Origin of the sequence: Apibacter sp. B3919, from assembly GCF_026537405.1 — a bacterium.
GTDB lineage: Bacteria > Bacteroidota > Bacteroidia > Flavobacteriales > Weeksellaceae > Apibacter.
The window spans coordinates 69,565-82,760 of record NZ_JAFNMG010000002.1; the positions used below are offsets into that span (position 1 = coordinate 69,565).

The following is a 13,196-nucleotide window of genomic DNA, read 5'->3' on the forward strand; positions in this document are numbered from 1 at the left end:
ATTTTAGAAAAAAACATCATTTCATACTCTATATATATTATCTTAAGGGATCGTTTAATTAACATGTTTTTCAGCATGATAAGATGAGCGAACTAGCGGGCTGCTTTCAATATGTCTGAAATTTCCTAAACTTTTAGCGTAATCTTCATAATCTTTAAACTGTTCCAACGAAATAAATTCCTTTACAGGAAGATGCTTTTTACTAGGTTGTAAATATTGACCGATCGTGATTACATCTACTCGGGCGTCATGAATTTCTCTAATAGATTCATAAACTTCAGAAGGCTTTTCTCCAAGACCTAGCATAATTCCTGTTTTTGTTCTTCGTTGCCCTTGATCTTTCATATATCGGAGAACTTCCAAACTTCGATCATATTTTGCTTGTATACGTACTTCACGGGTTAATCTCCTAACCGTTTCCATATTATGGGATATTACTTCAGGAGCAGCTTCCAGAATTCTATTTATATGCCTGTGAATTCCTTGGAAATCAGGAATTAAAGTTTCCATGGTTGTGCCGGGACTAATTCTGCGTACCGCTTTTATGGTTTCTGCCCAAATAATAGATCCCATATCTTTAAGATCATCACGGTCAACGGAAGTTAATACCGCATGTTTAATTTTCATTAATTTAATTGAACGCGCAACTTTTTCGGGTTCCTCCCAATCAATTTCGGAAGGTCGCCCTGTTTTAACACCGCAAAACCCACAACTTCTGGTACAGATATTACCCAAAATCATAAATGTCGCCGTGCCTTCACCCCAACATTCTCCCATGTTTGGACAGCTTCCACTTTGGCAAATCGTATTAAGCTTATATTTATCTACAATTCCCCTAAGTTCTTTATAATTCTTGCCGGAAGGCAGCTTAACCCGAATCCATTTAGGTTTTGTTATTGTTGACGAGTCCATAAAACAAATTTATATCGTACAAAGTTAGTAACTTTATTACGGATAATTATTTAAGCTATAAATATAAAAAAAATATAATTATATAATTATACTGCTATAAATACATAAAATTAGGAGTTTTAATATAAATTTTAACGATTTATTAGCAGCACAATTAGAATAAAATAGTGAACTTTGCAGCTAGCTAATTTTTAGAAAGCATGGAGTATACATCGACTTCCGAAGATATAAAAATTATTATTGAAAAAGTACGGGAAAAAAGCAAAGATTTTAGTTTACTAAGTAAAGAAATAAATCAGGTGATCGTTGGTCAAAAATACATGATTAACCGCCTGTTAATTGGTTTATTAAGTAACGGTCATGTTTTATTGGAAGGTGTTCCCGGATTAGCAAAGACTTTGGCAATAAAAACACTTGCAGAGGCTCTTGATGGAGAGTTTTCTCGAATTCAATTTACGCCTGATTTATTACCTGCGGATGTTTTAGGAACCTTAATTTATAATATGAAAGAAAATGATTTTTCTATTAAAAAGGGGCCTATCTTTGCTAACTTTATTTTGGCAGATGAAATTAATCGTTCTCCGGCTAAGGTTCAATCAGCTCTGTTGGAAGCCATGCAGGAAAAACAGGTGACCATTGGAGATGAAACATTTAAATTGAAAGAACCGTTCTTGGTTTTGGCAACACAAAACCCTATCGATCAAGAAGGTACTTATCCACTCCCTGAAGCCCAAATCGATAGATTTATGTTAAAATGTGTTGTTTCTTATCCTGATTTTGAACAAGAAAGAACAATCCTTAGACAAAATATTTCAGGAGAAAAACATGAGGTTAAGAAAATTATCACTTTAGAAAAGATATTTGAGGCGAGGGAGTTGGTGAAAGAAATTTACATGGATGAAAAGATTGAAAGTTATATCCTAAATGTGATATTTGCTACCCGTTATCCTGAAAAATATAATATGCCAAATCTTAAACCTTACATACTTTTCGGCTCTTCACCTAGAGGTAGCATAAGTATGGCATTGGCGGCAAAAGCAAATGCTTTTCTAAACCAAAGAGGATTTGTAGTACCGGAAGATGTTAAATCCGTAGCCAAAGATGTCCTTCGTCATCGCGTAGGAATAACCTATGAGGCAGAAGCAGAAAATATAACTTCCGAGGATATTATTGATCAAATTCTCAATTCAGTAAAAGCTCCGTAGTATTATAAAAAACAAAAAAATTGACGACAGAAGAACTTCTAAAAAAGGTAAGGCTTATTGAGCTAAAGTCTAAAAGAAGAATTAATTCAATATTCTTAGGAGAATATCACAGTTCTTTTAAGGGCATAGGAATGACATTTTCAGAAGTTCGTCAATACCAATTTGGAGACGATGTCAGAAAAATTGATTGGAATAAAACAGCCCGTTTTAATGAACCTTTTGTAAAAATATTTGAAGAGGAAAGAGAAATGGTATCTATGATTTTAATAGATATTAGCGCCTCGATGAATTTTGGAACCAAAAAACAATTAAAAAAAGAATTGGTTGCTGAAATAGGAGCAACTCTTGCTCTTTCTGCCATTAAAAATAATGATAAGGTAGGGTTGGTTTTATTTTCGGATAAAATTGATTATTTTATTGCTCCCAAAAAAGGAAATGCTCACATTGTAAGAATCATAAAAACGATTTTAGAAGCAGAGCCTAAACATACTAAAACAGATTTATCGGTAGTTTTTGATTTTATTATAAAAACTATAAAAAGAAAATCTACCATTTTTCTTATATCTGATTTTGATGTCACCTATTTTGAAAGAAATTTACGGATATTGACTAAAAAGCATGATATTACAGGGATTCGAGTTTACGATCGTTGGGAGAAAATATTTCCCGATATGGGCTTAATTTATCTTGAAGATTTAGAGACAGGAAAATTGCAATGGGTAGATACTTCTTCAAAAACTGTTCGAGATAAATATTCAGCATATTATCAGCGATTAATCGCTACAACAGAAAATGCATTTATTAAAAATGGAGCCGGTTTTCTAAATATCCCTTCCGAAGGTGATTATATAAAAATATTGTTTAATTATTTTAGAGGACATCATTAATTGTGAAGTTTAAAATTTTCATAGTATATTTTTTTATAGCAGTAATACTTATTCATGCACAAATCCCTGTTTCCAAAATTTCAACAGATTATATAAAATTTGGAGAACCTATTGTTTTAAAAATAACCGTTAAAACGGGTCAAAAGGATACCATAATTTTTCCAACGATTACAGATACACTCAGTGAAAAATTTGAAGTTTTAAGACAAAAAAAAGATACGCTAAGAAAAAACAATTCTATTTTTATAAGTGACAGTATAATTTTTTCAGCTTATGAAGAAGGAACTTTTTCGGTTCCGCCTCAAAGAATTTTAGTCAATTCAAAAGAATATTTTACTCCTTCCTATAAAGTCACGGTAGCTCCTGTTGTTACGGATAGCGTAAAAACTCCTTTATTCGATATTAAAAGTATTGTACAGATTCCTAAAAATGTATGGGATTATATACAGCCTTTCCTAGGGTATGTACTAGTATTACTTGTAATCCTAGTATGTGTAATCATCTATTTCATAAGAAGAAATAAGAAAAAATCGGAAACCCATAAAAGCGAACCGGATGTATTAGCCATCAAAAGATTGAAAAAGCTCAAGAAATCTAATTATATAGCTAAAGATTTATATAAAAAATATTATTCAGAATTAACGTCCATAATAAAAGATTATATGGAAGCTCGTTGGAATTTTCCGGCAACCAAACTTTTATCTGATGATTTGTTGAAGTATTTAAAAAAAGAAAAATGGATAGATGAAAATGAAATTGAAAATCTGAGCGGTATTTTCAAAACTTCAGACTTGGCAAAGTTTGCGAAATATAAATCAACTCCGGAAGAAACGAAATTACATATGGAAAAGGCAATTAATTTCATAAATCTTACTAAAACAGATTCACCTAAAATAAAGCTGCAAGATGAATCATAATATACTGTTTGGTTATCCTTGGATGTTGCTTCTTTTACTGGTAATACCCATTTTTATATATTTAAAATTTGGAGCGAAAGCTAAGATCAAGGCCTTATCGATACCGAATGTCTCTGCTTTTAAATCTGAAAAAAATTATAAAACATATTTAAGGCCTTTATTATTTTGGATACGTTTGCTTATCCTAGCATTATTAATATTTGCCATGGCAAGACCTAAAGTTATAGGCACCTCGCAAGTTTACCAGAGCGATAAGGGAATAGATATCATGCTGACTGTTGATGTTTCTTTAAGTATGTTAGCAAAGGATTTGAATCCGGATAGATTATCAGCACTTAAAAAAGTCGCGCAGAAATTTGCATTAGAAAGATATGTTGACCGAATCGGGTTAATTGCTTATTCCGGGGAAGCACTTACTATGGTTCCTCTTACGGTAGACAGAAAAATTCTTATTCAACAAATTGAAAATCTAAGAACTCAGACATTGGAAGGAGGAACGGCTATAGGGGTGGGCTTAGCTACAGCTGTCAATCATCTTAAAAAAAGTAAGGCAAAAAGTAAAGTAGTTATTCTAATGACAGACGGAGTAAATAATGACGGATATGTAGAGCCAATTGTTGCAGCAGATATTGCAGCTGCTGAAGGAATTAAAGTCTATACCATAGGTATCGGTACTAATGGCTACGCATTATTTCCTACTCAAATAGACCGCTTTACCGGAAGAATTTATTTTGAAAAACAAAAAGTGGAAATTGATGAAGATTTATTAAAGAAAATAGCCCAAAAAACAGGCGGAGCCTATTTTAGAGCTACTGACTCGGAAAGTCTTCAAAATATTTACAATAGAATAAATAAATTAGAAAAATCAGATATAAATGATTTAAAATATTATAATTATAAAGAGAAATATAGAATATTTCTATTTCCTGCATTAATACTTTTGTTACTAGAATTATTCTTAAGAGGCTTTGTAGTTAGAAGTATAAATTAAAAAGATATTATGAATTGGCAGTTTGAGAAAATATCATATTTTTATTTATTGTTATTCATACCCTTTCTATTATGGAGATTACTATATCTCATAAAATGGAAAAAGTCCAAAATAAATCAATTTGCTGAACCAAGTTTTCAAAAAATGATTTTTGGAAAGGAAAATTATTCAAAATTTATTTTAAGTAATATAGGAATAATTATAGCCTATATCCTGATGATTTTAGGATTAGCTAACTTTTTAGGAGGAACAGAGAAAAAAGAAGTAAAGAGTGAAGGAATTGATTTGGTTTTCGTAATAGATGTTTCCAAATCCATGAATGCAGAAGATATAGCTCCTTCAAGATTGGAAAAAGCCAAAAAAATTGTTTGTGATTTTTTATCTAAACTAGGTGGGGATCGAGTAGGAATAGTAGCATTTGCAGGAAATTCCTATCCCATTATGCCTTTATCCAGTGATTATAGCGTTGCTCAGCTCTACTTAAATGGTATAGATACTAATCTTATTACAACCCAGGGAACAAATATAGCAGATGCCGTTTTAAAAGCTTCCACTCTTTTATCTCAAACCTCCAATACATCCAAAGTAATTTTTATAATATCTGACGGAGAAGCCCACGAAGGAGACGTTAAACGGGCAATAAATACGGCAAAGAAAAATAAAATTTCCATATTTTCCGTAGGGGTAGGTACAACTCAAGGAGCCCCCATTCCTTTATTTTATGAAGGTAAATATTCAGAATACAAAAAAGATGATAATGGGGATATTGTATTAACGAAATTGCAAGAAAGTACATTAAAACAATTGGCAGCAGGAACCGGAGGTAAATATTTCTATGGCGGTCATAATACAAAAGATGTTGTTAATAAGCTATTTAAATCCATGTCCACCTTAGACAAAACAAACCAATCCGTAAGTATTAATTACGACACAAAACAGTATTTTCATTATTTTATAGGAGCCGCATTTTTAGTTATTTTTATTGTTTCTTTAACAAATTATAGGAGAGATTTTATGATTTAATCTTAGTATCTTTGTTAAAATGTATTTAAAAAATAAATATTTAGTTATAATTTTTATTTCACTAATAAATATTTTTCAAGCTCAGACGAAAGCATCAAGAAAGCATTTATTAGAGGGTAATAATAAATATTTGGCTGAATCTTATAAAGATGCAGCAGCTAATTATTTAAATTCGATACAAGACGGAGAAGATTCATATAGATCTAATTACAATTTAGGAAATGCCATGTATAAACTAAAAAAATATGATGACGCATTGATTCAATATGAAAAATCACTCCAATTGGCGGCAAATCAGTCGGAAAAAGCCAACGCTTTATTCAATATGGGAAACAGCTATTTTAAAAAAGGAGAATATGAAAGAGCAGCTGAAGCGTTCAAAAATACTTTGAAATTAAATCCGAAAGATGATAAGGCGAGGTATAATTATACGGTGTCAAAACAAAAAGTAAAAGAAGCTCAACAAAAACAAGAAAAGCAAAATTCAAAAAATCAAGATAAGAATCAAGGAGATAAAGAAGATAAAAAGGATAGTTCTCAGCAAAATGGAAAAGATAAGCAGAATTCATCCAATGCTAAAGAAGATAAAACAGATAATTCAACCGATAAAAAAGATAAAGACAATTCTGTAAATCATAAAGAAACACAGCCCAATAAAAATGAAAAAAATTCAATAAACAATCAGAAATCACAAGCAGATACAAATAATGCTAATCTGTCAGATGCCTCTAATCAACATTATGAAAATATTTTAGGAGCTATGGAAGAACAAGAAAAAAGAGCGCATCAAAAGATTATTAATAAAAGAGCTAATTCAAATCAAGGACAAAGTAGCAAAGATTGGTGATGAAGAAATATGTAATACTCTTTTTACTTATCTTTTTAAGCGGAATTTGGGCAAAAGCTCAGGTTTCTTTTCAACTCATACCCCAAAAAAATGAGGTAGGAGTCAACGAACCTGTACGCTTACAATTTTTACTTTCCATAAAAAATGAAGAAATTAAAAATATGGGGCGTTTAAAATTGCCTTCTTTTTCAAATACGCAGGTAATTGGCAGGCAGGTAATTCAGAACCAGGGCTTTGATGATGAAGGGAATAGTGTTTTCGAATATGGAATTGAAATTATATTAAGAGCTGTTAAAAAGGGGAATATCCGTATAGATGCCGCACAAATAACTGTTAATAATAGGAAATATGAGACCAAGCCCACCGTAATAACTGTGTCAGGAAATCCTAGTGGAAGTGAAGATGACACAGCTTTTAATTCAAAATTGGGTGAAGTATTTCTTAAATTTAAAATATCAGAAAAGAATCCGTATCAAAATGAAGGGGTAGTTGCGAATTTAAAATTTTATACTCGAAGGATTGAATTACTCAATAGTATGACCAATCTGGTTTCTCCGGATTGGCAGGGGGTATTTGTACAGCCGGTAAAAGAAAGAAGCAATACCTACGAACAGGAAATAATTAATGGAGAATCCTATTTTTCAAGAGTTATAGGAACTTATGTTATGTTTCCTACTCAATCGGGAACCCTTGTCATAAATCCATTTACCTTAACATTAACAATTCCGGATGGATTTTTTGATGAACACGACTTAAATATTAAATCGGCACCGGTTACATTACAAGTTAAGAGACTTCCTGATAATGCTCCAAAAGATTTTCATGGGCTGGTTGGTCAATTTACTATGAGAGCTTCAGCAAACAAAAAAGATTTACAAGCAGAAGAAGCAGTAACTGTAAATGTAGAAATAAATGGTAAGGGAAATCTTACGCTTCTTAAATCTCCCGGACTTCTAATATCTGATGATATAGAACAATATACCCCTAAAAGTAAATTTGATTCAGAGGCAACCTTACAAGGCATAAAAGGAAAATTAAATACGTCTACCATATTAGTTCCTCAAAAAGAAGGTACTTATAATATAAATGTAGAATCGGTTAGCTATTTTGATCCCATAGATGAAAAATATAAAAGTTTAATTGTACAGCCAATTCCCATTAAAGTATCAGCTAATACTTTAGCAAAAAATGATGATAAAACCGGTACGGACATCAGAAAGGACACGAGTGATGTCAACCAATATGATCCCAAATCTGCCATTAAAAATAAGGTCACTGAAGTATTGAAAAGAGACCATAACAGCTTAGAAAAAATATTGATAATTATATTATTTACAGGAATTATATCAATTATAGTTATTCTGGTAATTTGTATACTAGTAATTAAAAGAAATAAAAATAATAAGCTAAAAAAACAAGAAGAAGAACAATCGTTTGATTCATTAAATAAAGAAAAAAAATTTACATCACATAATTTACCTTATACAAGCTCTAACATTACTAATGATTTTAAAAATGAATTATCACAATTAAATCATTTAGCACAAGAAGGAACAGATAAAAAAGAATTTTACATTCTTTTAGAAAAGACTTTGATAGAAGCAGCAAAACAATATTTAAATTTAGAAAAAGATAGTTTTGTTTCTACTTCAGACTTAGAAGATGAATTAGCTCAGAGATTAGGAGATGAAATTTCAGAAGAATGGAAGAATATGGTTATTCAATCTCAAATTGAACGATATTCAAGCGTAACAGAACAAGAATCCCTGGAATCTGTGTATACAAAAGCTAAAGACTTAATTAAGAAATTAAATATAAAAAAATAGAGCGCCTAAAAACTTTTTAGGAAATTTAATTAACAAAATTCTTTAAAAATATAATTTTACTATGCCTTTACATTTTTCTATCCAGGAAATAGCAAGTTGTTTTATGGTTTTATTTGCCATTATAGATATTTTTGGCAGTGTTCCCGTAATAGTAAGCATAAAAAGTAAAGTCGGTTATCTTCAGGCTAAAAAAACAACATTGGTTGCTTGTGCAATCATGATATCCTTTTTGTTCGTTGGTGATAAATTACTAAAACTTATAGGAATTGATGTATATTCATTTGCTGTAGCAGGTGCTTTAGTTTTATTTGTTATTGCACTGGAAATGATTTTGGGCATTGAAATTAATAAAATCGATGAACCGCATTCTGCTTCCATAATTCCTTTGGCATTTCCTTTAATCGCAGGAGCAGGAGCTTTAACAGCCGTGTTGGCTTTAAAAGCAGAATATCATACGGAAAATATTATCATAGCCATACTTCTTAATATGGTAGTCGTATATTTAGTATTAAGATATTCGGGTAAATTAGAACAAATTTTAGGACAAGGAGTAATTTCAATTATGAAAAAAGTTTTCGGTATTATCTTATTAGCAATTTCCATTAAGTTATTTACTGCAAACATAACTTCTTTATTAGAAAAAGTATCTCCTTAAAAAATAATATCTCATTTTGTATATTTGTAAAAATATAAAGATGAAATATTTTTTAAATCTAACTCTTTTAGCTTTTGTCCTCTTAATAATTTTTAATGCAACGCGAATTAATTATAGTTATGGGATAACTACCGATCCAAACGATAAATATTTTTATTCAATTTTATTTGCTATTGTAGGCATTTTAATAGTATTCATAATAAAAGGACTAAAAAAATTATCCCAAACCAAATAAATTAATCTGAAGATTTAATTTTTTCAAGCAATTTCAGATAACAACTCTCCAATTCTTTAAAGGCAGGTATTTTTTTGTCTTTACCATTATAGACAATCATTAGTAAATGAGATGTTGTAAAAGTGTTGTTTAGCTCATTTTTATGCAAACGGAAACATTCACGCAAAAGTCTTTTTATCCGATTTCTATCCACTGCATGTTTAAAAATTTTTTTAGAAACGGACACTCCAACCTTATGGGTTTCCAAAAATTCAGGAGAAGGACAATAAACCATAGCTAAAGGATATTTTTTATTCCACGTCCCTTTTTCAAACAAATATTTAATAAGCTTATACCCTTTTAAATGTTCTTCTTTCGTATACTTTTGGTTCATATAATATGCATTTCATCACAATACCATTCCCAAAGATGATATTATTGAGACTTTTGATTACATAAAATTTCAAGAAATGTTTTGTCAAAGATAGGGCATTTGTAATAATCATAAACATTAATTAATTTTGTATAACAATAAAAACTAATATAAAATATGTATCCAGAAGAAATGGTTGCGCCAATGAAAGCGCAATTAACAAATAAAGGTTTTGAAGATTTAAACACATCAGAAAAAGTAGAAGAAGCCTTAAAAAGACCCGGTACAACCTTATTAATAATTAATTCCGTTTGTGGATGTGCTGCCGGAGGAGCTCGTCCCGGAGTAATATTATCTGTAGAAGGCGAAGGAAAAAAACCGGATCATTTAACTACTTCATTTGCAGGATTTGATGTGGATGCAGTTAAAACCGCTAGAGAACATCTTGCCCCTTTTCCACCTTCATCTCCGTCCATAGCACTTTTTAAAGATGGAGAATTGGTTCATTTTCTAGAAAGACATCATATTGAAGGTCATTCTCCGGAAATAATTGCTGAAAATTTAAAACAAGCATACGCTGAATTTTGCTAACATGTCTTTAAACGAAGAACAAATACAATCCCTTTCCGAAAAAATCGTAGAAAAATTAAAAACGGTTTACGATCCTGAAATTCCCGTGGATGTTTATGAACTAGGATTGATTTATGATATTCAGATTAGTACAGAAGGAGACGTGGAAATATTGATGACCTTGACAACCCCTAATTGTCCCGTGGCAGAAACATTACCCATGGAAGTAGAAGAAAAAATCGGTGCTATAGATGAAGTAAAAGAAGTAAATGTAAAAATTACTTTCGAACCAACTTGGGATAAAGATATGATGAGCGAAGAAGCTAAATTTAATTTAGGACTTTTATAGCATCATAAGACAAAAGCTAAGTAACTAAACTTTAGTAAGTAAATGATAGTAAAGGACAGATTTAATTGTATTAATCTGTCCTTTTTTCCTAAATTTAAAAAAGTAGTGGAATTGAATAAATTTAAGTGATAATAGAAAAGTGAAATTTGAGATTATGTTGAAATTGAAGCAAATGGTTAAAAAATTTATACAACTTTAACTCAATAAATACTATCATCTCAATTCACCGGTAAATAATTACATTTGTTAAATATAAGATTGATTTCATGAGATTATTTATAGGAGAGATATATCCGAATGAAGTACAACTAAGGGAAGAAGAAGAACACCATATAGTAAGAGTGTTGCGAATGAAGGAAGGAGATATGGTCTATGTGACCAATGGAAAAGGAGCATTAATAAAAGGACAATTACTAATAACAGGAAAGAAAGTTAAGGTTCAAATAATTGAAATTTTTCCCCATTCAAATAGAGGACAAAATGGATTACATATTGCTATTGCTCCAACCAAAAATATAGACAGATTTGAGTTTTTTGTAGAAAAAGCAGTTGAATTAGGAGTATCTAAAATTACCCCACTTTTATGTACTAATTCAGAGAGGAAGGTTTTAAATACAGAAAAAATCAAGAAACAAATTGAAACCGCCTGTAAACAATCTTTGAGAATAAATTTTCCTGAACTCTATCCATTGACACCTTTGAAGGATTTTATACAATCTTCGAATACAAAATTATACCTTACCCATTGTTATAAAGAATATGAGAAGATCACTTTAAACGAAACGTTAAACAGAGAAAAAGAAATAACCTTGATGGTTGGACCGGAAGGAGATTTTTCTAAAAAAGAAGTAGAAGAGCTTTATTCTTTAGGCTCTATAGGGGTTAGTTTAGGAGCAAATCGTTTGAGGACAGAAACTGCCGGAATTTTCATTGCTTCCAGTTATTATTTTTTTCACAACCAACCATAAACAGAATCATTAAAATTTATATGATCAATTTTTTATTGACTATAATTTTAAATAAAATGTTATGACCTATAAAATTAAGTTTTAAATCAATTATTGTAAGTGAACCAAATAATCAACAATAATTTGAACCGAATCAGGTTTACTAAAGACATATTCGCGAGCTCTTTCACCCATTCTATATCTTTTATTTGTATCTGTAAGTAATTCAACGAGTTCTTCATTAAATTCATTTTGATTGTGAATTACTTTTGCTCCTCCACACTGGATTAATTCTACGGCTTCGATAAATTTATCATAAATGGGTCCGAATAAAACTGGAGAAGCAAAAACGGCCGGCTCCAATACGTTGTGTACCCCTTCTTTACCAAATGCACCTCCCACATAAGAAATATCGGCATAGGAATAAACTTTCGTCAATATACCAACCGTATCTAAAATTAGGACTTGATAGTCCGCAGGATGGGTGTGACTTAATTCTGAAAATAATACCGTTTTAGGTAATAACTCCGCTTTTAATTTCTGAAAATATTCATGATTCATATTATGTGGAGCTATAAGTATCTTACAATTCATAAAGAAAGAAGAATTAATAAAGTTTTTTAACAGCGTATCATCTTCTTTCCATGTACTTCCTGCAACAATTAAGGTGTTAGTTCCTTTAAACAAAGACAACCAGCTTAAGTGGTTATTCTGTTTACTTAACATTTTAACTCTGTCAAAACGTGTATCCCCTGAAACCGTTACTTGTTGAATGCCGATGGAATTCAATAATTTTTTTGAATTTTCATCCTGTACAAAAAAATGAGTTACTTTCTTTAAAATCGATACAAACCATTTTCCGTTAGGCTTAAAATATATCTGGTCTTGACGAAAAATACTTGAGATAAATAAAGTAGGTATTTTTTTTGCCGCAAGTGCTTGCAATATATGATACCAAAAATCATATTTTACAAAAATAGCATAGTTTGGATGTAAGAGTTCAATTAACTGATTGGCATTTGATGGAGTATCTAAGGGAATGTAAAATATAAGATCGGCTATGCAATTATTTTTAACCACTTCATATCCGGAAGGAGAAAAAAAACTAAGAGCAAATTTATGTTTTGAAAATTTTTTCTTTAAAGCAGTTAACACAGGAAGTCCTTGTTCATATTCACCAAGAGATGATGCATGCATCCAAATCACTTGATCCGTTGGTGAAATTTTATTTTGTATTTCCGTGAAGACATGAGCCCTTCCTTGTACCCAAAGTCTTGCTTTAGGATGAAATAAAGAAGCAATCTTCATTCCTGCTCCCATGAGTTTAATGCCGAAAGAATATAAAAATGAATTCAAAATTTATCTGTTACTGTTATTTAAAAATTTAACTTTTTTCAAAACACTAGTTTAAAAAGAATTGCCTTAATTCAATTAAGGCAATTTTTATTCATATTTGAGTTGAAAAATAAATTAATATTTG

At 30.8% G+C, this 13,196-nt stretch carries 14 protein-coding genes; 11 read left to right on the forward strand and 3 right to left on the reverse strand.

Annotated features, from left to right (window positions below):
* Window positions 1–54: 54 nt before the first annotated feature.
* The gene (gene lipA, locus J3U20_RS03630; protein ID WP_160541667.1) at window positions 55–912 is read right to left on the reverse strand and encodes a lipoyl synthase; all 858 of its coding nucleotides are present in this window, start codon (window positions 910–912) and stop codon (window positions 55–57) included.
* Between the two features lie 200 nt (window positions 913–1,112).
* On the opposite strand from lipA, the gene J3U20_RS03635 reads away from it, so the two are divergent.
* The 8 genes from J3U20_RS03635 (at window position 1,113) to J3U20_RS03670 (ending at window position 9,263) form a co-directional block, all read left to right on the forward strand.
* Window positions 1,113–2,117: an AAA family ATPase gene (locus J3U20_RS03635; RefSeq protein WP_160541668.1), complete on the forward strand. Its 1,005-nt coding sequence runs from the start codon at window positions 1,113–1,115 to the stop codon at window positions 2,115–2,117.
* A 20-nt stretch (window positions 2,118–2,137) separates the two neighbouring features.
* Window positions 2,138–3,004 carry a DUF58 domain-containing protein gene (locus J3U20_RS03640; RefSeq protein WP_160541669.1) on the forward strand — a complete coding sequence of 289 codons (867 nt, stop codon included), beginning with the start codon at window positions 2,138–2,140 and terminating at the stop codon, window positions 3,002–3,004.
* A 2-nt stretch (window positions 3,005–3,006) separates the two neighbouring features.
* Complete coding sequence (locus J3U20_RS03645) at window positions 3,007–3,921, forward strand: BatD family protein (protein ID WP_160541670.1); 915 nt, start codon at window positions 3,007–3,009, stop codon at window positions 3,919–3,921.
* Window positions 3,911–4,912, forward strand: a complete 1,002-nt coding sequence (locus tag J3U20_RS03650) for a vWA domain-containing protein (protein ID WP_160541671.1) — start codon at window positions 3,911–3,913, stop codon at window positions 4,910–4,912. Before J3U20_RS03645 ends, J3U20_RS03650 begins: the two co-directional genes overlap by 11 nt.
* Before the next feature lie 9 nt (window positions 4,913–4,921).
* A complete protein-coding gene (locus tag J3U20_RS03655) occupies window positions 4,922–5,935 on the forward strand; it encodes a VWA domain-containing protein (protein ID WP_160550009.1) in 1,014 nt (337 codons plus the stop codon).
* Window positions 5,936–5,954: 19 nt separating this feature from the next.
* Window positions 5,955–6,782, forward strand: a complete 828-nt coding sequence (locus J3U20_RS03660; RefSeq protein WP_160550008.1) for a tetratricopeptide repeat protein — start codon at window positions 5,955–5,957, stop codon at window positions 6,780–6,782.
* A complete protein-coding gene (locus J3U20_RS03665; RefSeq protein ID WP_160541674.1) occupies window positions 6,782–8,608 on the forward strand; it encodes a BatD family protein in 1,827 nt (608 codons plus the stop codon). Before J3U20_RS03660 ends, J3U20_RS03665 begins: the two co-directional genes overlap by 1 nt.
* 61 nt (window positions 8,609–8,669) lie before the next feature.
* Window positions 8,670–9,263: a MarC family protein gene (locus J3U20_RS03670; RefSeq protein ID WP_105296814.1), complete on the forward strand. Its 594-nt coding sequence runs from the start codon at window positions 8,670–8,672 to the stop codon at window positions 9,261–9,263.
* A gap of 236 nt (window positions 9,264–9,499) precedes the next feature.
* Here the strand turns inward: J3U20_RS03670 and rnpA are convergent, their stop codons facing one another.
* Window positions 9,500–9,871, reverse strand: coding sequence for a ribonuclease P protein component (gene rnpA / locus J3U20_RS03675; RefSeq protein ID WP_160541675.1), 372 nt, complete (start codon window positions 9,869–9,871; stop codon window positions 9,500–9,502).
* A gap of 156 nt (window positions 9,872–10,027) precedes the next feature.
* Here rnpA and J3U20_RS03680 point away from each other — a divergent pair, with 156 nt between their 5' ends.
* From J3U20_RS03680 to J3U20_RS03690, 3 genes are all read left to right on the forward strand, one after another.
* The gene (locus tag J3U20_RS03680) at window positions 10,028–10,441 is read left to right on the forward strand and encodes a BrxA/BrxB family bacilliredoxin (RefSeq protein WP_160541676.1); all 414 of its coding nucleotides are present in this window, start codon (window positions 10,028–10,030) and stop codon (window positions 10,439–10,441) included.
* A gap of 1 nt (window position 10,442) precedes the next feature.
* On the forward strand, window positions 10,443–10,769 hold the full coding sequence (locus J3U20_RS03685) for an iron-sulfur cluster assembly protein (protein WP_105296810.1): 327 nt from the start codon (window positions 10,443–10,445) through the stop codon (window positions 10,767–10,769).
* 266 nt (window positions 10,770–11,035) lie between these two features.
* Complete coding sequence (locus J3U20_RS03690; protein WP_160541677.1) at window positions 11,036–11,737, forward strand: RsmE family RNA methyltransferase; 702 nt, start codon at window positions 11,036–11,038, stop codon at window positions 11,735–11,737.
* Between the two features lie 90 nt (window positions 11,738–11,827).
* Here the strand turns inward: J3U20_RS03690 and J3U20_RS03695 are convergent, their stop codons facing one another.
* Window positions 11,828–13,072, reverse strand: coding sequence for a 3-deoxy-D-manno-octulosonic acid transferase (locus J3U20_RS03695; protein ID WP_255448149.1), 1,245 nt, complete (start codon window positions 13,070–13,072; stop codon window positions 11,828–11,830).
* Between the last annotated feature and the right edge of the window lie 124 nt (window positions 13,073–13,196).